Source organism: Blautia sp. ZXY-1-B12, assembly GCF_056339915.1.
In genome coordinates this window covers 1-23,255 of record NZ_JBWJVP010000165.1, presented here as the reverse complement: position 1 = coordinate 23,255, position 23,255 = coordinate 1, and the positions used below count along the sequence as shown (strand labels likewise).

The following is a 23,255-nucleotide window of genomic DNA, read 5'->3' as shown; positions in this document are numbered from 1 at the left end:
TCACCACATTTGTAACAAATTATAGATTTTTAGCATGAAAAATCAAGGAAAATAAATGCTTTTGAAGTGTATGAAATTTAAAAAAATCGTAAAATTCTTGAGCATTACCCTTGACAAAAAGTGGTGAAAGCACTATTATTAACCATAACAGACAGATTATGTCTAGGAATCTTTACCCAAAAAGAAATAGTTATATTAAGGAAAGGGGAACTATAATCATGACAAAGATTAAAAACACAAAGAAGGGCATGGCAAAAAAGACATTAAGTATGTCACTTGTTGTTGCAATGCTTGCTACTTCTAATGTGCCGGTATGGGCTGCTGAGTTCAGCGATGGTACTGACGCTTCCGTAGCTACTGAAGCAGATGCGTTCGCTGCAGAAGCTCCTGTTGTTGACGATACAGAAGACGCAGCTCCAGCATCTGTAATGGTAAATGAAGCTGATATTACTCTTAACTTATCTGCAGACAGCAAAAAAGTTGTTTGGGGAGGAGCATCTGTTATCAGTGGTACTGTAACTAAAACTGACGGATCAGAAGTAGAAGGTGGATGGCAGTATCGTTGGGTTGACGAAAAAGGTATTGCATATGCATCTTCTAACGGAAAAGTAGACGATGCAGCTGATATGAGTTTAAATACAACAGCTGACATGGCTGGAAAAACATTAACCCTTTATGTTTACGATGTAGACAGCAATCAGCAGACTCTTTATGACATTAACACAGGTATTTCTGTAGCTGTAGAAAAGAGATCTTTAAATTCTGTGACTGCTACACCTGCAACCACAACAAAAGCATACAACGGTTTTGCTCAGACTATTACTGAAGCTGACGGCGTTGCACTTACTGTTCTGGATTCTGAAAAAGCAAATGTAGCTGCTGATGCTTATGAAACATCTGTAACTAATGCAACTAATAATAAAGAAGAATTCAAACTTACTGTAACAGCAAAAGAAGACTCTGCTTACACAGGCAGTGCTGAACTTGTAATCGGTAAGGTTACAGCAAAAGCATATGCAAAAGGAGATATCCTTGCAACAGCAACAAAAGGACAGTCCTATCAGTATACAGGTAAGGCTATTAAGATTTCCAAAGATAACATTACATTAAAAGAATCTGCTTCCAGTAATAAAGGCGCTGATGGAAAATTAAGCGGTGCTGATTTATCTGCTGCAGTTACAACTGCTCAGGTTGAATATACAAAAGTAGGTGATTACCCCGTTGTTGTATATGTTGACAAAACAAAATTAAAGAACTTCACTGATGCAGATGAGTATTATACAACAAATGAAACTGTTAACGTTGCAAAACGTGATCTCTCTACAGCAGGAACAAAAATTTCAGTGAAAACTTTAAGCGGACAGATTCCAACAAGCATTGCTGTAAAAGATTTAGCTAATTATCTGGCATTTACAGGTGTAGAAGGCTCAGACCTTTCTGCAATTAAAAACTCCAACAAAGAATATACACTCATCGTAAAGAACGCTGATGGTACAGACGCTACAGAATTTAAAAACGGAAGTACATATACTGTTACAGTACGTGCAAAAGACGGTGGAAACTGCACAGGTGAGCAGACATTTACTGTTGTTGCTACTGCAGCTGCATTAAATGCTGTATCTGCAAAAACACAGTATACAACACCTTATACAGGCGATGAGATCAAACCTTCCAAGAGCGATTTAGGCGATTTAGTTATTCAGTATTATAACGCTACTGGTGTTCCTAAGACAGAAGATCTTGGAACAGACGGATACGAAATCACAGGATATACAAACAACGTAAATGCAACAACTGTATATGACGGAAATTACAATCCAGTAGCAAACGCTTACGTTAACATCAAGATTACAAGCGGAACATACAAAGATCAGACAGTATCTATTCCGTTCTTAATCAAACCACTGGTAGTTGAAGCTGATTATGTAACTGTACCGGATGATGTTTCTATTAATAAAGCACTTACAGAAGCAGGCGAATATAAACTTCCTGTAACAGTTGTAGCAAAAGACGAAACAGGCAAAAAAGTAGAAAAAACTCTCACAGACAGCGATTTCACAGTTAAATATGAATATGAAAACAAAGATATCGCTAATGGCTTGTTTAACAACATCATTACAGAAGTTACTGTTACAAACACAAACTATATTTTAAAAACAACAAACGGCAAAACAAGAACTGTTACAGCAAGCGGTAAGACAGAAATCGTACCTAAGAAATTAACAGACGCTATGGTTGTTGCAACACCTTCTACTTATACTTACACAGGTGGAAAGATCCAGCCTACTTATGCAGTGCTTGACGGTGCTATTGCTCTTTACAAGAAGGGTGAAGTTAACGATGAAGATGCTGAATATGAGGAAGTAAGCATCAGCAATGCTGTAAATGTTGGTACTGGAACAATCACTGTACAGGGATACAACTACTTCTATTCAGGAAAAGCAACTGGAACATTTACAATCACAGCTGCAAACACAGCAGATGTAAAAGTATCCATCGCTGATCAGGATTACACTGGAAAACAGGTAAGACCTCGTAAATTTACAGCAACATTAAACGGAAACGATGTATCCAACCAGTTTGAAATCGTTTCTTATGGCGAAAACGTTGAAGCCGGAGTCGGAACAGTTGTTCTGAAACCATTAGATGGAAACAAGAACTTCACAGGTTCTAACATCACAGCAAGCTTCAATATCGTAAAAGAAAAAGTAGAAGCTACTCTTAACGTTTATGACAGCAAAGGATTTGACGTAACAGACGCTTATACAGCAGATGTAGATAAAGATGCTGATGGAAATGTAAACGGCGTAGTTCATAACAGCCAGACTGCATTCACATTTGATGGAAATGAGCATACTTTTGCAAAAGCATTATTAAGCAATATCAGAAAAGTTACTGATGATGGCGTAAAGACAACTGCAAAAGAAAGTGATTTCGAGATTAAATACGCTGATAATATCACAGGTAAGAAAGTAACTGCAGGAAAAGAAAACATTGGTTATATCTATGCAGTAGCTAAAGAAGGAACAGGATTTGCAGGAACCAAGACAATTGTTACTTCTGACGGAACAATTATCAATGGTGTTGTTGCTTATATCCCGTTTACAATCAAATCTGTTGAATTTGTTGCTAAGAATGTAAGTGTTAAAAATGCTACATACGCAGCTGGTCTTCCGGTTAAACCTGAAGTACTGATTCAGATTGGCGGAAGCACATTAGTTGAAGGCAAAGATTATACACTTAGATTAATCGACAAAGATGGCAATACTGTAACTCCTATCGATGTAACAGTTGGAGACATCTACGGCGTAGAAATCAAAGGTATCAACGGATACACAGAGTCTGGTGTTGCAACATTCGATACAGACGATGTTGACAGTACAGCTTATTCCAGAGCAAACTTAACATGGGGCGTTGATAAGAAGAACATCAACGATTGTACTGTAACTGTAAAAGATGGCGTTACAACTGTATTAAATGGATATCTCCCAGTTCCGGCTACAGAATATACTTCTGAAAAGAACACTGACGGAACATATACAGTAAAAGCAAACAGCACATCCAAAAACTACACAGGATCCAAGACAGTAGTTGCAGACGGAAAAGCAGAAGATGAAAAACCGGATGCTCCGATGATCACTAAAGTAAATGTTACTGGAAACCAAGCAACAGTCATCCTTTCCGGTGATTCTGAAGGTGCTGCTGGTTACGATTATGTAATCTCTACAGATCGTGACTGCATCACAAATAAAAATTATACTTCTGTAAACAAGAATCAGGTTAGTACATCTACTACATTTAAGTATGTACAGCAGGAAACATATTATGCATACTGCCATGCTTGGAAACGTGATGAAAACGGTAAGAAAGTATTCAGCGACTGGTCAAATGCATATCCATTCGTTGTATCTGCAATCACACCGGATGCTCCGATCATCACAAGCGTAAATGTAAGCGGAACAACTGTAAAAGTAACATATAAAGCAGCTGCTAATGCAACAGGATACGACGTAGTACTTGGAACATCCTCCAAGAAAGAAAACGGCGAGACTCGTCCATACCACTATGGCGATCACAAGATCCTGAACCTCAAAGAAGGTACAGTAACAGCTACATTTAAGAATGTACCAAAAGGAAGCTGGACAGTAGGAATGCATGCATTCAACAGAACTTCCGAAAACGGCAGGAAAGTATTCAGCCCATGGTCCAATCTTAAAAAGATCACTGTAAAATAATCCATTTGGGTAATTTTATATAAGATTCCAACAGGCAAGACGGGGCATAATTCATGATTATGCCCCATTCTTGCAATGCAAAAGAAATATGTTTTCCAGATAATGAAGGAGAAAAAGAATATGGGATTAAAAGAACGTAGAAAAAAAATTATGACTTTAATGCTCGCTGCCTGCGTAGCAGGAACCAGCGTTGTACCTGTAGCAGCTTCTGACGTCAGCGTATTCTCTGATGGAACTGATGCCTCACCAGAAGCTTTTGATTCTGCTGATGTTGATAGTGCTAATGTAGCAGCTCAAAAAACTATATATATTAATTTCTATGATGAAGAGGCAAATGCACAGGTTAAAGAAGAACCGATGCAAGTTCCTGCAGATGCCACATCTGTAAACGCAAGTTCTCTTACAGCGCCAGAAGGCTATGAATTGGTATTATCTGGCGATCTTGCAATCAATGATGGTTATGTATACGCTGCTGTTCGCAAAGTAGCTACTACTAAAACTGTAAAAATCAACTACTATTCTGAAGAAGAAAAAAAACAGATTGCAGAAGTAGAGTTCACTGTTGATAAAGATGCTACATCTGTAAATACCAGCAAACTTACAGCACCAGAAGGTTATGAATTGGTATTATCTGGCGATCTTGCAATCAATGATGGTTATGTATACGCTGCTGTCCGCAAAGTAGCTACTACTAAAACTGTAAAAATCAACTACTATTCTGAAGAAGAAAAAAAACAGATTGCAGAAGTAGAGTTCACTGTTGATAAAGATGCTACATCTGTAAATACCAGCAAACTTACAGCACCAGAAGGCTATGAATTGGTATTATCTGGCGATCTTGCAATCAATGATGGTTATGTATACGCTGCTGTTCGCAAAGTAGCTACTACTAAAACTGTAAAAATCAACTACTATTCTGAAGAAGAAGAAAAACAGATTGCAGAAGTAGAGTTCACTGTTGATAAAGATGCTACATCTGTAAATACCAGCAAACTTACAGCACCAGAAGGCTATGAATTGGTATTATCTGGCGATCTTGCAATCAATGATGGTTATGTATACGCTGCTGTTCGCAAAGTAGCTACTACTAAAACTGTAAAAATCAACTACTATTCTGAAGAAGAAGAAAAACAGATTGCAGAAGTGGAGCTCACTGTTGATAAAGATGCTACATCTGTAAATACCAGCAAACTTACAGCACCAGAAGGCTATGAATTGGTATTAGCTGGTGATCTTGCAATCAATGATGGTTATGTATACGCTGCTGTTCGCAAAGTAGCTACTACTAAAACTGTAAAAATCAACTACTATTCTGAAGAAGAAGAAAAACAGATTGCAGAAGTGGAGCTTACTGTTGATAAAGATGCTACATCTGTAAATACCAGCAAACTTACAGCACCAGAAGGCTATGAATTGGTATTAGCTGGTGATCTTGCAATCAATGATGGTTATGTATACGCTGCTGTTCGTAAAGCAGTTACAACAAAAGGAATTACTGTTGTATATCAGGATAGAAAAGGAAATGTCATCAAGACAGCTCCTATGACTGTTGATAAAGATGCTACTTATATTAACACTGGCAAATTAACAGCACCAGATGGATATACAATTGGCATCGTTGGTGACATTAAAATTTCCCAAAATAACAAAGTTTATATTACTGTAGACCAGAATAAAAAATCTGTAACTGTTATTTTTAAAGAATCTGGTAAAGTTGTCAGCAGTAAGAAACTTTCTGTAGTAGCTACTGCCAAATATGTTAATATGAGCAGAATCACAGCACCAGACAGATATCAGATTGTAACAACTGGTTCCAAATTAAAAATTTCCAAAAATAATACAGTAACTGTTGAGGTTAAAAAATTAGGAAAAACAATTAAAGTTATTTATAGATTAGCAAAAACAAACAAAATTGTTGCTACTGGAGAAATCGTTGTCGATAAAAAAGCTACATCTATTAAAGCCAGTGAAGTTCCGGTACCAGCAGGATACAAAATGGTAACAACAGGTTCCTGCTCTGTCAAAACTAAAAAAATCGAAATCTATGTAAAGAAATAATTTATTAAGAGTCACACATATCGATAACTTTCAGGTATTGTTAATAAACAATTTATTTACATACTCACAGATTCCTAAAAAGAAAGGGTCTGTGAAATAAGTCCCTAAAAGAAATAGAACCATTCGTTCATGCGAATGGTTCTATTTTTGTGGTAAAATTAACTTGCGATGAAAACTTTATACAATAATTATTGTAATTCAAAACAAGGATATTTACTGTTGCTGATTTCTCAGTTTGTCACTAATCAGATTTGCTCCCATGTCACAGATCTGCTAAGTTTTGTGTCATTGGCATTTTGCCCTGGAGGGGTCTGACCATCGAAAACAGCGAAAAAATGTTTTATTAAAACAAAGATATTCTTTGTCTAAAACTTAATCTGGCAAGTATAAGTGTTGCTGATTTCTCAGTTTGTCACTAATTAGATTTACCAGCTCCATTAACTCCACCCAGAACGATATATTTTTTCTTTTAAAATAAATTCCTCGCAATTACTTGTTTTTGCCTTTTTTGAAGTAAAAAATCACCTACCATCTGATAAAATTCCCTCTGCTCTTCTGAATCAGCTTCTAATGTAAGTTGCAATGTATCTTCAGGTTCCAGACACTTTATTTCTTCATATATTTTTTCATATTTTTTTACATCACACATATTAATCCCACCTATATTTAAATATTATGTATCTAATTTCCAAATAAAAAAGGCTAAATTTTTCATAAAGCCAATTTTCTTTAAAAAGAGAAACAACTGCAATCAAAATATTTTTTCTCTTTTTTGATTGATCAAGATGTTTGATAGCAGACACTGCAATTTTTCTATCTTGCTGATTTTCCGGGATGTCATTGTCCATCTTATTGTAATAATCTTTCCGCCTCTTCCATCTGGCAAGTCTTTCATAAGAATGCTATAATATCTCTAAAGCAAAAAATCTGAAAGGCGGTAACTGATATGGCAATGTTTTTAAATACTCCTCTTCCGTACAAAAGATATAAGAAGATTTCAGAAACAACATATTTTGTAGATAAATCCCTTATTCTGAATGACATATTTGGATGCATGGAAGAAGAAACACAGTATATCTGCATTACAAGACCGCGCAGATTCGGAAAAACGATCATGGCAAATATGCTGGGAGCCTTCTTTGGAAGGGTCTGGGATGCTTCGCAGATATTTGATCATTTAAAAATTGCAGATTCACCTGAATACCATCAGTATTTAAATCAGTATGATATCATTTATATCGATTTCAGCAGACTTCCGGAAAACTGCACATCTTACAGACAATATATTGACCGTATCATTACAGGTTTGAAGAACGATCTGGCGGAAGCATATCCGGAATATCAGACAGACTCCATATATGCGCTCTGGGACATACTTTCCCAAATTTCAGAGCAGACAGACCGACAGTTTGTTTTCATCATGGATGAATGGGATGCCGTATTTCATCTTCCATTTATTACTGAAAAGGAAAAAGCAGAGTATATACTTTTTCTCAAAACTCTGCTGAAAGATCAGGACTATACAGCACTGGCATATATTACCGGTATCCTGCCGATTTCCAAATATTCCAGTGGCTCTGAACTGAACATGTTTATGGAATTTAAAATGACTTCAATGGAAGCTTTCAGCGAATATTTTGGCTTTACAGACGAAGAGGTAGATGTTCTATATGAAAAGTACACACATTTATGCAAAAAACTTCAGGTACCACGCAACGGTCTGCAGAACTGGTATGATGGATATTTCACTGCTTCAGGAAAACGCCTGTATAATCCAAGATCCGTAGTGATGGCACTGCGTTTTAACCAGTTATCCAATTACTGGACCAGTTCCGGACCTTATGATGAGATTTTTTACTATATCCGCAATGACATTGACCATATAAAAAATGACCTGGCATTGATGATTACCGGAGAAGGCGTTGATGCCAAAATAGATGAATTTGCTGCATCGGCAATGGAATTAAAAAGCCGGGATCAGATCTATTCAGCTATGGTTGTATATGGGCTGCTTACTTATTCTGGCGGAAAAGTTTTTATTCCTAACAGAGAATTGATGTTCAAATATGAAGAACTTCTGCAGAATGAGGAAAGTCTTGGATATGTATACCAGCTGGCTAAGATTTCAGACCAGATGCTCAAGGCTACTTTATCCCGTGACACGCAGAAAATGTCCGAGATCCTGCAGTATGCACATAATACAGAATCCCCGATTCTCTCATATAATAATGAAGTAGAACTCTCTGCTATTGTCAATCTGGTATATCTTTCTGCAAGAAATAAGTATCGTATTGAACGTGAAGATAAAGCAGGAAAAGGATTTGTTGATTTTATTTTTTACCCATGGAATCTTACGGACACCTGTATTATCCTCGAATTAAAAGTAGACCACTCTCCCGAAGATGCCCTGCTACAGATCAGAGAAAAAGATTATCTGCTGCGTTTTCAGGGAAAATCAGGAGAAACCCGCAAATATACGGGCGAAGTCCTGGGTGTCGGAATCAGCTATGATAAAGAAACCAAGGAACATTTCTGTAAAGTTGAAGTATTGTCAAAATAATGATCCTGCTCGATCAAGCGGCTGATGATCATCATATAAGGGGCTGTCCTGAAAACGTAGTTCAGCGACAGCCTATAAATAAGCACTTTAAGTAAGCTCGCCTTTTGGCGGGCTTATTTCCTTCGTGCGCCGCCAGGAGCACAAAAGAAGGCTCCGATCACTGAGGCCGAAGTCTTTTTTGACTAAGGCGTAGTTAACTGGAGCCATTCTTTTTAGAATCTACTAATATTTTTTACATAACCAGAGGCTTCTTCCTGTGATAAGGAAAATTCTTCCATAATATTTCTGATTATATCCTCCTCACTAATGCTGAATTTTTTGCAGATTCCTATCGTTGCACGGATTCCCTCAAGTCGTCCCTCAAGCCGTCCCTCACGCTGACCCTCAAGCACCCCTTCGCGTCTTAATTCTTCCAACGCATTACACATATTCATCGGTCCTCCTTCCTGTTCTGATCTTAAAGCATGGTCAATAAGCTGTTTATCTAACTCAAAATATCAAGCCTTTTTGAAATAAGTTCCTCCATTTGCTCTTTTTGCTCTGCTGACAGGCAAGATTCTTCTATCTGTGTAAAAAGTTTTGCCTTTAATGAGCATACTTTTTTCATCATACGTTCCGCAGAATTTAATGGAATCCCACAGGATTCTGCCAGTATCCGAAATTCTTTCTTATGAATATTACGTTTTTTGCCATTTATTGTGAGTGCCAGCTGTTCTTTATCTTCTGGCATGATCACATTAACAGGAAGCATATCGTATGCTTTTGATAATTGGAAATTTCTGCTACCAGGCTCCGTTTCCTTTAGCGAAAAGTTTTTCAAATGCATATCTGAATTTCCCATAACGAAAGATCCAACAACACGCAGAAACAGCTCTGACAGGTCTAATCCCGGTGTTGCAGAACATTTTTTTATGATTCTTCCGCATTGTTCATAAGAACCTTTATATTTATCCTGTGTCAGCCTGTAAGACAGCTGGCAGAAATCTTCCATGGCATATAGTTTGGTCTCTTTTTCTGATATTTCCCGGTCTATCCTTTTAGTAATATACGCGTATTCATCATTCATTTTTATAAGAGCATGGGGAACCGTCTGGATTCCCATAATTTCTGCGAGACGCATTGCCAGATCCTCAAATTCCGGCATATTATCAAATTCTTCCGTCTGCGGCTTCAGGATATATCCTGTCGGATAGTCCACAATTGTAAGTCTTGCATTAAGATCTGTTGATAAATGCAGGGAAAGCTTTTTCTGAACTCCCGGCACAGTAAGTCCCTCATTTACTGTTTCAGTTGCCAGGATTTCCAGTTGCTCTTTCGTAATATCCAAGATTGGTAATTCATCTGTCTGAAAAAATCTCTTTACACACTTTTTATGCCAGCACCATTCTTTTTCCACATTCGTTGCACTATTTGTTATTGGCTTTCCACAACACAAGCATTTCATACCTTTTCTCTCCTGATACAAACATCGCCAATGCAGTCTCTGCAGGCAGATAACAGTAATCCAAACCGGTCTTTCTGGTTGATTTTCCAGTTTCGGCTGACCACCCCCAGAAGCCATCCTTCTGGAATCAGTCCGTCAAAAAAAGGAAACAATATAGTTGTTTCATAAGGCTCCTGACGTAATGGAAGTGTCAGGCTTACTGCCACTGCATCTTCTCTGTCCAGATAATCCTGGTCATAAGTAAAAATATACCCTTCTTCAGTTTCTGCAATAATTCCGGAAAAATGATTTTGAATATATACATATCCCTTTCTATATTCTGACTCCACCTGCTAATCCTCCTTTTTTCCTGGTACAGCTTCTTTCCCAAACATTGCCAGTGCCTGATTCACTTTGTCCAGACGCACCGTTTCTTTTCCCTGTTCCAATTCCCTTACAAAACGAAGTCCAAGTCCGGAACGGATTGCAAAATCCTCCTGCGTCAGCCCTGCTTTTTTTCTTTCTTTTTTTATATAATCTCCAATTGTACTCATATTAAACATATTAATCCCGTTCGGGTATGATTTCAAGTGAATTATATACAAAAATCCCGTTCGGGTATAATTTATATATTTCCATATTAAATCATCCCGAACGGGTATAATAATATTTTTATGTTTTGTGCCCGGGTTCCGATTTATTGTGGGGTATTATATTTTACTCTGACATAAGTAAAGAGCCTCGGACCAGATGGACCAAAGGCTCTTCCTGATAGAGTTTTCCATTTACCAGTATTTTTTTACATAATTGACAGCCTCTTCCTGTGACAGGGAAAATTCATTCATGATATTTCTGATTGTGTCTGCCTCACTGATATTAAAATTCCTGCAGGTCCTTACAGTCGCACGAATGCCTTCAAGGATACCTTCCCATCTGCCTTCCTGACGGCCTTCCTGACGGCCCTCCTGTCGACCTTCCTGTCGACCTTCTTCAACACCTTCTTGTCTTAACTCTTCCAATGCATTACACATATTGATCTGCCCTCCCTTCTGCTCCGATTCCAAAGCATGGTCAATCAGCTTCTGTGATTCTGTAATGGCTCCTATCACAAGTCCAAGATCTGCCGGAATATTATGATCCCTGTAAACTTCATTAATCTTCGTATAATCCCTGGCATAGATCAAACGGCTCACGTCAAACACCATATTTACATCCGGATCACTGAAACACAGCTCTCCACTTGATCTTACCTGTACCAGGTTCATACGGTAATCAGATACCAGTGGTTCTATCTTTTCGGGGATCTCCAGCATATCCTTCAGGGAAGACGGACCATCCCATTCACTTTCTCCATAGTATACACACAGACTGATCACCGGATGTAACCGGTCAGTCTTCTTAAAACCTGACAGGAATTCATCCGATGAATGGAAATCCCCGTTTTTCTTATTTACTGCTGCGATCTCATCATATTCTTTCATGTAAGAGAACGCATCTCCGACCATATGTCGCAGCGGCATCGCATAATGGATCTTTGCCTGATTTTCCAGTCCCCAGAGTACAAAATCCACACCATATGCCGTCTTCTTTACAACATCCAGGATCTTCTGTATTGTTTCTGCATGACCGTTAAATTTCAGCATGGAGGAAACATCCGTATCTGCTTCTGTAAGATCCTGCGGCTTCAGCACCTGTTCCCCGTTAAAAAATACTGCATTGAACAGATCCGCAAAATGTCCATTGTCTCTCCAGAAGTTCTTCAGTATGGTATCCGGTTTGATCTTATTTTTTTCCGTCGTATCCAGCACCTCCTTTTTGCCTGTTTCTGTTATCAATATATCATAATTATTATTTTGTTTCCACGAAAGGAAATATAAAAATTATTAAAAATCTGAAAAGTACAGCGTCCGATTGTTTGATCTATTCTCTTTTCTCATTCTGTCAGCTGTAAACGTTCATATAACTATAAAAATACCACTCTGATGCGTGAAAAAGGCAGTTATAAATAACCATTTTTTCAGGGTTGTGAATGAATTTCTAATCAGAGAATGTGCTTTTTAATCTAAAATCAACCTGTCCACCACCCAAAGGGGAACTATAATCATGACAAAGATTAAAAACACAAAGAAGGGCATGGCAAAAAAGACATTAAGTATGTCACTTGTTGTTGCAATGCTTGCTACTTCTAATGTGCCGGTATGGGCTGCTGAGTTCAGTGATGGCAGCGAACCATCAGTTACTACAGAAACTCCTGTTGCTGAAACATTTTCTGATGATGCCGCAGAAGCTCCTGTTGTAGAAGACAACACAGCAGATGTCAATGCAGCAAATGAAGCTGAGGTTTCTGGTAATCAATATTCTGTAACATATACACCTATTAGTTTTACTGCAACAGGTGCTACTTCAACTCCTGTAGAGAAAAACACCATGACATGGGCAGATGGAACATTATCCACAACTGTTTCTGTTACAGATAATAAAATTCTTACCGATGCAAAAGTATATGCAACATGGAAAGTTGATAATGTAGCTGTAAGCGCTTTAGCTGGTACTACAGCAGCAACATTCGCCAATGATGTAGCTACAATCACACCAACTGCATATACTGTCTCTTCAGCAACCGCAAACAAGACAGTAGCATTATATGTATACGCTGTAAAGGATAACCAGGTTGTATGGAGCTATACTTCAGATGCTATTACTGTAAATCCCAAGAATACCGCAGATGTTGTAAAAGCAACAGCAGCTGATGTTGAGTATAATGGTAAAATCCAGCAGGCAACGCCTACATTAAATCCAGTGTCAGGAAATTTACCGGCAGAATTAGATAATATTGCTGATTATACTATAGGTTATGATGAAAACAGTGATTTTGTTAATGTAACTGATAAACCGATCACCATCACATTAACACCTAAATCATCTGCATATAAAGGTTCTATCACAACTACTTATAAAATTAATCCAAAAAATTTAAGTACTTCAAATGCAATCGCAGATGAAATGGTTGCTACATTAAAGAATACATCTTATAAATTTGATGGCGGTAATACTAATACTGATGTATTAAAAGTAAAAAAAGAAGACATCACATTAGTTGATAAAGCTACAAAGAAGATTGATTTATCTGATTATCTCAAAGTTGACAAAAACGGCTATGTAAATGTTACAAGAGATGGAAAGATTGAGCTTGCCACTCCTGAAACCGGAAACAAAAACTATACTATTTCCGGCGCTGTTGGCTCTGACAATACTAAAATCCAGTCCACAAATGTTCCTGAAGTTGCTGCACGTGATCTGAGCTCAGTTACAGTTACAATCGATCCAGTTCAGAAAACAAACAATAAAGCAACACTCGCAGCAGATCAAGTTCATTTTTATGAAAAAGACAGCAAAAAAGAATTAGCTCTGTTTAATTATGTAGATATTGATATTCCAAATAACGCAGTTGAAGCTGGAAAATACACTGTAACAATTACACCTAAGGCAACTACATCAAGCAGTAAGCTTACAGGTAAAACTACCGCTGAATTATCAATTTTTGCAACAGATATCAATACTGCTGTATTCAAAATAGGTACTAATGCTAAAGAAACAACAGTACCAGGTAGTGCTGGTAAAAAAGATACTTACAATTTTAATAGCATTACGAAATACTATACCGGAGAACCAGTTACATTTACAACTGATGAAATTGGTGTTCCAACAGTTGGTGCTAACAGCACTCCATTAATAAAGGATAGTGATTACGAAATCACATATTCCGATAATACAAATGCAGGTACTGCAAAAATGTTCCTTATTGGAAAAGGCAGCTACGCAAACAGCATTAAAAACTATACTTTTACAATTAGCCAAACACCAGTTACAGATGTAAAAGCAAGTGAATATGTTGAAAAGATCAATGGTGCAAAACCAGAAGATTATAAAACAGCAATGGGAGTTGTTGTAAAAGCTCAGGTTCCTGGAACAAATAAAATCTTAACTTTAACAGAGGGAAAAGATTATACAGTAACTTACGCATGGGGAGCTGATGGAAAATCTGTTGATGCAACTGTTGCAGTAAAAGCTAATAGCAATTTTGATGATCCAACCGATACTAGTATTCTTAAAGTAAACTCAAAGATTTCCAATGCAACTTTAAAATCAGAGTACATTAAACTGAAAGAGACTTCTTTTACATACAATGGTCAGGCAGTTAAACCTGATTTTGACGTTGTAATTGGCGGACATATTGTCAATCCAAATCAATACACTGCAAAATATACAAATAATGTAAATGCCGGTACTGCAACTTTAACAGTTTCTGCTAATGATAATTCTGATTATCAGGGAACAGCAAGCATTACGTATACTATTCAGTCTGCTGATGCATCTAAATTAAAGGGCGTAATCGGTACTCAGGAATACAAAGGATACACTCTTGAAATTGCGCCAGATAAGATCGACCTTACTTTAGACGGAAAGAAAATTGATGTTGAAAGTAACTTCATCTTAACCTATGGAGAAAATGTAAAAGTAGGTGAAGGTACAGTAACTTTAACACCAAAGAACAAAAACTTTACCGGAACTAAAACATTAACATTCCAGATCAGTGGTGAAATGCTTGATGGCACCAATGCGACATTTGCATATGTTGATAAAGATGGCTTTGCAGTAGCTAGTCCTACATTTGCTTACGACGGTACCGCACATACCTGTGCTAAAACTTCTTTAACATATACAGGCAAAGATTTAAAAGAAGGCACTGACTATGAGATCAAGTACGTTGATAATGTATACGGTCAGAAAGGCAAAGATAAAAAACAGTATGCTGCCGTTCTTGCAGTAGCTAAGGGCAAATTTGGCGGAAATCTGACAACTTCAGATGCTGCTTCCGGTATTAGTGTTAAAGATGGTGTTTATACAGATGCTGCCGGAAACAAGATTACAAACGTATTCAAGATAGATCTGATTGAAATTACTCAGGAAGAGATTACTGCAAGCTGTGTATCTGTTTCCAACGGAACATATGCAGCAGGTCTTCCGGTTAAACCATCTGTAAAAATTGTTGTAAAAGGAAGAACACTTGTAGAAGGTACAGATTATGACTTAAACGTATCCGCAAACAAGGATGTAATCAACGCAACAGAAAAACAGACTCTTCTTGTTACAGTTGAACCTAAGAATGGCTATAAATTACCAAATTCTGTTACATTGACTTATGCATGGGGAATTGACAAATTTGACCTTGCAAATGCAGACGTTACCGTAAATGGTGATAAAGTTACTGTTAAATGCGGAAAAGTAGAAGTTGCTGCTGATGAATATACAGTGACAAAGGATGCAGCAGCAAACAAAGTTACTGTAACCGCTACAAAAGGAAATAAGAACTACAAAGGTTCCAAGACAGTTTCTGCCGTTGTAACTGATCCGACAGAAAAACCAGCTACACCAATGATCAGCAGTGTTAAAGTTACCGGAAACAAAGCAACCGTAATCCTTTCCGGTGATTCCGAAGGTGCTGCAGGTTACGACTATGTAATCTCTACAGACCGCGATTGCATCACAAACAAAGACTATGATTCCGTAAACAAGAACCAGGTTCAGACCTCTACTACATTCAAATATGTACAGCAGGGAACCTACTATGCATACTGCCACGCTTGGAAACGTGACGAGAACGGTAAGAAAGTATTCAGTGACTGGTCTGGCGCATATCCGTTTGTTGTATCTGCAATCACACCGGACGCTCCAGTTATCACAAACGTAACAGTAAGCGGATCTACTATCAAAGTAACATACAAAGCAGCTGCAAACGCAACTGGTTACGATGTAGTACTTGGAACAGATTCCAAGAAAGAAAACGGTGAGACTCGTCCATACCACTATGGAAATTACAAGAAACTGAACCTCAAAGAAGGTACAGTAACAGCAACATTCAAGAACGTACCAAAGGGAACATGGGTAGTTGGAATGCATGCATTCAACAGAACATCCGAAGACGGAAAGAAAGTCTTCAGCCCATGGTCAAACCTGAAAAAGGCTACTGTTAAATAATCCTTTGGGTAAAGAAATATATAAATAAGAAAAACTATTGCTAGACTCTTAAATGGGTCAAATACAGTACTTCCCCTAGATGAGGGGGATATAATAATCAACCAATATTCAAAGGGGGGGGACTGTATTTATACAGCAATAGTTTTTCTTTTTCTGAAAAGAGGATAAAAGAATGCTTGAAGAACAACTTAAAGAATTGGCTTTAATCGTTAAAAATGATGACCTAAGAAAATATGCTGGAAATGCATTTTGGAATTTAATACAAGCTGTTATAAGTAAAGATCCGGTATCTGGAACGTTAGCAGGTAAAGATGTAAAACAAATAGTCTTTCATATGCCGACTGTTATATTTTGGAATAAAATAAAAAGATTTTTACAAGGAACATATAAAGACTATGAAGAACAAGTAAAAATGGCTTCTCAATTCAACAATGATAATGAAAAATATGCTGAATTTGTAAAAAAACAGATATATTTGATTGACAAACTAGAGGATGATATGAAGGTAGATTGCTTTGCGATATTAACTCGATGTTTGCTACTGCAAGAAATAGAAATTTCGTTGTATTTTAAATTAGCGCAGATTATAAATCAGTGTACTCCGTTTGAATTAGAATATATAAGAAAAATAGGAATTAACGAGAAGCAAAAAAATAGTGCAATGGTATCATCGTTATATCAATATGGGTTATTAGAACAAGATTCAGATGAAACGGAAGTATATTATATCTTTTCTGGATTTGGAAAGGCATTGAAGGGAAATTGTTTAAATTATGGCGATGATACAAAATGTGAGGTATTTAAAACATACAATGATGTTTCTCCATTATCTATTTCAGAGCCTGCTTTAATGGGGGATATAAAACAATTATTTATTGAAGAAGTTGATAGTTAATAATAGGTTCTCGGAATCTTGATCTTACCAACTAAAATTCATCAGTTGGATAAATTTTGAAAAGTAAATATTATCCAGAACGGATATGATAAGTAATAAATTGAGAAAAATGGTGCACTTTTATCGAACTTGCGTCAGACATGGTTTATAATGGTACTGCTTATGAAGTTAAGTGGTCTGCTCAAAGAGATCTTGTAGTGGGGAAGTCTTTGGCAGGGTCCAGGCTGTTGATGGCAACTTTAGGTGGCAATACAAAGACTTTGTTGCCTGTCTCTGAGTTACCCTGTATACTGTCATTAATACAGTAAAGAAAGGGATCCCAGAGCATCCTCCTGATAAGACGTATACTCTGGGATCATGGTTTTGAAACTATGATTATTATATCAGATAGCTACCCAGGTCAGATCATCGAAAAAATCCGGGAAGAAAGTAATATTTACATAAAATGATACAGAAATTTTTATAAAGCAAAAGAATAAAAATACCCAAATAGGACTCCTATCATCATTACGATAGGGATTCTTCTTTATCAAAATTTATTCTATGATTGTCGAAAAGTTTCTCTGGTAAACAAATAGCAGCTCTGATAAAATATATATACAAAATATGTGCCAAGAAACTATTAACTTATAAGGCAGTTAGGCAGTTGCTGCATGGATTCTCAAATCCTGTATAAAAGAATGTTCCTAATACAACGTTAAGTTTATTTGTTAAAACTGCTTGAGGGAAACATCGAAATTTCCAGCCGAGCAGTGCATCAGGATCGCCCAACCATACCGGTACACTGGATAGAAACGAACGGATAGGACAGCCTTAATTCCGAGGCAAATGCAATCAGGGAACAGACAGTATATTATGAGATCCGTTTCAGCTTAACCTCAAAGAGGTTACAGTAACATTCAAGAATGTATCAAAAGGAACATGGTAGTTGGAATGCATGCATTCAACAGAACATCCGAAGCCGAAAAGAAAGTCTTTATCTCTTATAATCTGTTTTACTACAGGTTGGCAGTCCTTTTGTATCCCAGGACATCCCGGCCTGTTTTATCCAGGTATCTGTTCCGAGAAGAAAGCCATTTGACTGAGCATCCAGGATGTACCATTTACCCCCAACCTTTACCTGATTCCACTGGTGGCTCGGGTTACTGGCTTTGGCATTTGCATGAACGTAACGGCAGTCTACCCCGATTGCATCACAGAGTGCTTTCATGCCTCTTGCATATCCGGAACACTGTGCTTCTCCATATACCAGTGCACCCCAGGCTGTATTTGCATAATTATACTGCCATCCCCTGTATGCATATCTACAATTGCTGCGGAGATAATTAAAAGCAGTCAGGACTTTATCATAATCTGACATTCCTTTCCGGATATAATTCAGTTTAAAGCTCTGTACAACACTTCTTACCTGCGCCAGATGGGCAGTATCCAGATATGGACCATACACACTGCCGTAACTATAATCACCTTTTACAGTAGGAGATTTTAAGGTTATCTTTCTGGCTGCGCTCTTATCACTATATATGTTTTTCCCATTTACATTCTTATAGGCAAGTATTCTGTATTGATAAGTTTTTCCTGTTTTTGCAGTCTTGTCTGCGGCAGTAAGTTTGCTTCCTTTTCTTACTGCTTTCAGATAACTCCATTTTCCATTGTCATACCTGTAGATTCTGTACCCGTCTGCCTGATTTGTATAACTCCATGACAATTTTACAATCCTGTTATCGGTAGTATAACATTTGTAAAGTTCCGGTGTCTGCAGAACCGGTTTTACAGTAATGGTATTTGAGATTATCCTGACATCATCCCCGAAATTTTCAGATTCCGGATCAAATACATAATCCGAATATCTAAGCTGATAGGAATATTCATGTCCTGCCTTTGTTGTCGTGTCCACAAAAGTAAGATTATCACCTCGGGCACTTGGCCGTTCAGAATAACAGATCACCTTTTGGGCATTCCCATAACATGCATAGCGATCATCATCGATAACATTCCAGACTGCACCGATAACCTGAAAACGGTCCAGCCTCTTTAGTTCTCCTCCATTTTTAACCGAAGGTTCCGAACGGTAAACATCTACATATTTAGAACCCAGAGTATTTACCAGTGCATCAAACTCTATGCAGCTCGCATTTCCTGCCCGCCATTGTTTGATATTCATAAACGTAGTATCTTCCCGGACTGTCTGCGCCGCTTCTGCATTTACTCCTGTGCATAAAGCCATACACAGCAGCATACAGCACAGCAACAGTAATCCGGACAATTTTTTTAACCTTTCTGATCTTTTTCGCATCTTCATATTCCTCCTTCAGATATGTTCTTTTATTTAAATGAATTGTACCACATATCATCAAAAACTATCCAGTGATTGTCTTAATTTGTCAATGACAGAGAGACAAAAAACATCAGTGTAAGATAGAAATTTTATCAAATTAAAATTCATAAAAAGAAGGCTCCAGTCATTACAGCCGGAGTCTTTCTTTAATAAAAATGTTTCTTCCTTCAATAGATAATGTAATCAAACCATTGTGGTATATCCTGGGATAATCTTACTATTTTTCCCCTTCGAAAAATAGCAAAGCGATGAAAGCTATTACTATTGTCATAAAAAACTGCCAGATCACATTCTTTAAGTAGATACTGCAAATTTGAAAAAGATTGAAAGTATCTTTTTTCAATATCAGATTCAGGAATTCCATGCCCGCCATTCTGAACTCTTTCAGCGACTCTTCGTTTAGCAGTTTCTACAGAATCCACACCTACATAGTGTAATTCTATTGTATAGCCTAATTGTTTCGCACGTTTAAAATTTTTTATAATAGATTTCCCACACAAAGTACTCTCCTGATTAAAAGATATTCCTTCTGAAAAGTATTTATCAATCAACTGAACTGCTATTTTTCCTGCTTTCAGGACATCAGATGTATTGCGCCAATCTCCTAGTTCTTTTACGATTTCATCTGTATTTACTCGGGGCATTTTCTTTAAATTATCTAATATCTGATAAAGAGTAGATTTACCCGCTCCATTAACTCCACCCAAAACAATATATTTTTTCATTTAGAATAAATTCCTCGCAATTACCTGTTTTTGCTTTTTTTGAAGCAAAAAATCCCCCACCATTTGATAAAATTCCCTTTGTTCTTCTGAATCAGCCTCTAATGTAAGCTGTAATGTGTCTTCAGGTTCCAGACATTTGATTTCTTCATATATTTTTTCATATTTTTTTACATCGCACATTTTCAACCCACCTTTTTATTTTTGATTATCATTGTTATTTATTTTGAGTATATCAAACACTTTCTATACTTACCATTAAGGAGCCCCTGACTGTCCGGTCCGGATTGTATCTCCCTCAATACAGTTCATGATCTCTTCCAGAGAACAGTCCCTGTATTCTGCTACGGTGTACTTTAGAATATTGCTCATAATCGGCTTATACGAAAAAATATTTTTCGCCTCTTTATCTTTTGTTTCTCTGCCTTTTAAGGTTCTCATTATTGTAGAAATACTGTTTTTTACTTTCATGAGATACTCCTGCAAATGAAATTTTCTATTTATATTTTCATGATACCTCAGAAATAAAACTTCGTCAAATGCTTCTTCCCGATTCGGGCAGACACCAGAGGAGGTGGCAGATTAGAGTAAATTTCTTTCACCAAAATCAGAACCGGGTTCCGATTTACTGCATCAGTTTTTCAGGTAGATTCCCTGGATATTTTATATTTTATGAGTTTCATTGTGTATCGTTACTTATTATAATCAGCGTAAAACTAGAAGAATTTTTTCAATACATCAACAGATTTATTTGCAATAACTGCCTGTTTTTACTACGATTGTCAACAATTATCCACTTATAAATCATAAAACATGGATATTCCCCAAGTCTGAAATCAATTCCCCATACGAAATTTTCTCCAAAATCAACCTGTCCACCACCCAAAGGGGAACTATAATCATGACAAAGATTAAAAACACAAAGAAGGGCATGGCAAAAAAGACATTAAGTATGTCACTTGTTGTTGCAATGCTTGCTACTTCTAATGTGCCGGTATGGGCTGCTGAGTTCAGCGATGGTAGTGAAGCATCAGTTGCTACAGAAGCTCCAGCTGCTGAAACATTCTCTGATGATGTTGCTGAAGCTCCGGTTGTAGAAGATACCACTGAAGCAGATACAACAGATGCTGCTACAGTTACCGAAGCAGGAGATTTGATTCTTGATGATGTTACAATTACCAAAAGTGCAACTTTTGGTGCTAATGAAAAGGTTGCTGTATCAGGTATAATTAAATATAAAGATGGCAGCGATGTAAAAGAATTAAAAGATTATTACTTTGGATGGAGAGTTAAAGGAACAACAAATGCTATATTCACAGACCGTGTAGCAAAAGATAACACTACAGACAAAATGTCCTTTATTCCAGATTTTGCTGATGCATCCAGTTGGACAGCATCACAGGCTCGCCATATTGACTGGAGTGAATATGCTGGAAAAACACTGGAGCTGTATGTATACAATAATGAAAATCCAGATGACATCAATATTGCACCAACTGTTATTGGAGAAACAACTATTAATAAATGCGCTATTGAAGGTACACTCAACTTAAATAAAACAAGCAATGATCTTGAGTATAATGGAAAAGATTTCTATTATACAGATAATACTGCAGATGGAAGTGATAATGCTGTAAAATTAGTCAATTCAGGAGCAGCTCTCACAGTTAAAAAAGGTGATACTGTACCAGGAGTTTTAGGAAGTACATGGACTGCTGCAACTGTATTAAAATATTTTGATGTAGCTGCAACAAAAACTGCTAAAAATGCTAATGAAAAATTAACAGTAACTGCAACTGCTAAAGCAGATTCTCCATATACTGGCACAATATCTGCTGATGTTCTTACTGTGCAGAAACGTGATTTTGATGCAAATGAATTTGAATTAAGCGTTGCAGATGGTCTTTCTTATCAGTATACAGGAGATATTATTACCCTTCCTACTGACAAGGTAACATTCAAAGAAAAAGATGACGTTTTATCAGGTGCAGATTTATCTGCTGCTGTGAAAAAAGCTGTAACTACAGATAAAGCAACTGGTATGAAGACTGTTGAAGTTACTTTAGATGCAGATAAATTACCTAACTTTAACCTGACTGATTCAGATAAAACTCAGATTACAACTAAAGCAAATGTAGAAATTACCAAACGCGATTTAAGCGCTGATTCAACATCTATTACATTAAGATATGGTCGTGTACCGAAGGGAACAACCGTAGGTCAGTTTGCCAACGCTAATCTGGTATTTAAAGATAAATCGGGAACAGAGTTAAAACTTACAAATAATTCCGATTATAATCTCATTATTAAAGATCCAGACAATCAGACTGTAACAAATACACAATCCTTTGATAGAGTTGGTACCTATACTGTTACTGTTTTTGCTAATGAACAGTCCAATCCAACTTGCAAGAACGGTCAGATTCTGGAAGTAAGAGTGGCAAGCAACGTAATTGCTACAGCTTCTTTCACAAATACATATGCTCCATATTATACAGGAACAGAACTTAAACCTACCAAAGAAGAGCTTGGAAAACTTGTAATTTCTAATGTAAACCTTGCAGTTGGTTCTGAAACCTTAAAAGATGACGAATGGGAAATTACAGGATATTCAAATAATGTTGAAGCTTCCAAATATGACAAAAATGGTGACATTACAACCTACGGATATGTCGAAATTAAAGTAAAAGGTGATTCTTCCTACGCAGGTCAGACTTATAAAGTTCCATTTGAAATTAAGCCATTAATTGTATCTGCTGATTCTGTGACTGTACCAAAAACAGTTACATACAATAAAGGAAATGGTCCGGCAAGTGATTACAAAGTTCAGTTAGTTGTAACAGCAAAAGATAGAACCGGAAAAATCGTTAAAGGCTTAAGTGCGGATGATTATTCTATAAAATATGAATATGAAGATGGTTATAGCGATGTTCCTAAAAACAACGTCGGTCAGAACGAACTTCATGATTTTATTAAAGCTACTAT

17 protein-coding genes are annotated in these 23,255 nt (G+C 37.0%); 6 read left to right on the top strand and 11 right to left on the bottom strand.

Going from position 1 to position 23,255, the window contains the following annotated elements:
• Positions 1-218 precede the first annotated feature (218 nt).
• Together AC075L_RS08810 and AC075L_RS08805 are read left to right on the top strand one after the other, a co-directional pair.
• Positions 219-4,235, top strand: coding sequence for a hypothetical protein (locus AC075L_RS08810; protein WP_118409483.1), 4,017 nt, complete (start codon positions 219-221; stop codon positions 4,233-4,235).
• Between the two features lie 120 nt (positions 4,236-4,355).
• Complete coding sequence (locus tag AC075L_RS08805) at positions 4,356-6,293, top strand: hypothetical protein (protein WP_476387547.1); 1,938 nt, start codon at positions 4,356-4,358, stop codon at positions 6,291-6,293.
• Positions 6,294-6,762: 469 nt separating this feature from the next.
• Here AC075L_RS08805 and AC075L_RS08800 read toward each other — a convergent pair whose 3' ends face one another.
• Both AC075L_RS08800 and AC075L_RS08795 read right to left on the bottom strand, forming a co-directional pair.
• Positions 6,763-6,942, bottom strand: a complete 180-nt coding sequence (locus tag AC075L_RS08800; protein WP_008707763.1) for a hypothetical protein — start codon at positions 6,940-6,942, stop codon at positions 6,763-6,765.
• 1 nt (position 6,943) lies between these two features.
• Entirely contained in the window at positions 6,944-7,141 is a 198-nt protein-coding gene (locus AC075L_RS08795; protein WP_044951730.1) for a hypothetical protein, read from the bottom strand.
• 98 nt (positions 7,142-7,239) lie between these two features.
• Here AC075L_RS08795 and AC075L_RS08790 point away from each other — a divergent pair, with 98 nt between their 5' ends.
• Positions 7,240-8,853, top strand: coding sequence for an AAA family ATPase (locus AC075L_RS08790; protein ID WP_020993316.1), 1,614 nt, complete (start codon positions 7,240-7,242; stop codon positions 8,851-8,853).
• 212 nt (positions 8,854-9,065) lie between these two features.
• Here the strand turns inward: AC075L_RS08790 and AC075L_RS08785 are convergent, their stop codons facing one another.
• The 5 genes from AC075L_RS08785 to AC075L_RS08765 all read right to left on the bottom strand — a co-directional run bounded on the left by AC075L_RS08785 (position 9,066) and on the right by AC075L_RS08765 (position 12,084).
• On the bottom strand, positions 9,066-9,287 hold the full coding sequence (locus AC075L_RS08785) for a hypothetical protein (protein ID WP_008707759.1): 222 nt from the start codon (positions 9,285-9,287) through the stop codon (positions 9,066-9,068).
• A gap of 50 nt (positions 9,288-9,337) precedes the next feature.
• On the bottom strand, positions 9,338-10,297 hold the full coding sequence (locus AC075L_RS08780) for a HipA domain-containing protein (RefSeq protein WP_008707757.1): 960 nt from the start codon (positions 10,295-10,297) through the stop codon (positions 9,338-9,340).
• Positions 10,294-10,626: a HipA N-terminal domain-containing protein gene (locus AC075L_RS08775; RefSeq protein ID WP_118409687.1), complete on the bottom strand. Its 333-nt coding sequence runs from the start codon at positions 10,624-10,626 to the stop codon at positions 10,294-10,296. Before AC075L_RS08775 ends, AC075L_RS08780 begins: the two co-directional genes overlap by 4 nt.
• A gap of 3 nt (positions 10,627-10,629) precedes the next feature.
• Positions 10,630-10,830: a helix-turn-helix transcriptional regulator gene (locus AC075L_RS08770; protein WP_044951787.1), complete on the bottom strand. Its 201-nt coding sequence runs from the start codon at positions 10,828-10,830 to the stop codon at positions 10,630-10,632.
• 231 nt (positions 10,831-11,061) lie between these two features.
• Entirely contained in the window at positions 11,062-12,084 is a 1,023-nt protein-coding gene (locus AC075L_RS08765; protein ID WP_008707752.1) for a FliH/SctL family protein, read from the bottom strand.
• A 295-nt stretch (positions 12,085-12,379) separates the two neighbouring features.
• Between AC075L_RS08765 and AC075L_RS08760 the strand changes: the two genes are divergently transcribed.
• Together AC075L_RS08760 and AC075L_RS08755 are read left to right on the top strand one after the other, a co-directional pair.
• The gene (locus AC075L_RS08760) at positions 12,380-16,315 is read left to right on the top strand and encodes a hypothetical protein (RefSeq protein ID WP_476387546.1); all 3,936 of its coding nucleotides are present in this window, start codon (positions 12,380-12,382) and stop codon (positions 16,313-16,315) included.
• 172 nt (positions 16,316-16,487) lie between these two features.
• On the top strand, positions 16,488-17,210 hold the full coding sequence (locus AC075L_RS08755; RefSeq protein WP_008707750.1) for a hypothetical protein: 723 nt from the start codon (positions 16,488-16,490) through the stop codon (positions 17,208-17,210).
• A 976-nt stretch (positions 17,211-18,186) separates the two neighbouring features.
• On the opposite strand, the gene AC075L_RS08750 is transcribed toward AC075L_RS08755, so the two are convergent.
• From AC075L_RS08750 to AC075L_RS08735, 4 genes are all read right to left on the bottom strand, one after another.
• Positions 18,187-19,506, bottom strand: coding sequence for a transglutaminase domain-containing protein (locus AC075L_RS08750; protein ID WP_476387545.1), 1,320 nt, complete (start codon positions 19,504-19,506; stop codon positions 18,187-18,189).
• A 209-nt stretch (positions 19,507-19,715) separates the two neighbouring features.
• The gene (locus AC075L_RS08745; RefSeq protein WP_008707748.1) at positions 19,716-20,273 is read right to left on the bottom strand and encodes an ATPase; all 558 of its coding nucleotides are present in this window, start codon (positions 20,271-20,273) and stop codon (positions 19,716-19,718) included.
• Positions 20,274-20,453 (bottom strand): hypothetical protein, encoded by a 180-nt coding sequence (locus AC075L_RS08740; protein ID WP_008707747.1) that lies wholly within the window; start codon positions 20,451-20,453, stop codon positions 20,274-20,276.
• Positions 20,454-20,528: 75 nt separating this feature from the next.
• Entirely contained in the window at positions 20,529-20,741 is a 213-nt protein-coding gene (locus tag AC075L_RS08735) for a hypothetical protein (RefSeq protein WP_008707746.1), read from the bottom strand.
• Positions 20,742-21,171: 430 nt separating this feature from the next.
• On the opposite strand from AC075L_RS08735, the gene AC075L_RS08730 reads away from it, so the two are divergent.
• On the top strand, positions 21,172-23,255 hold a 2,084-nt coding region (locus AC075L_RS08730; protein ID WP_476387544.1), incomplete at its 3' end, for a hypothetical protein.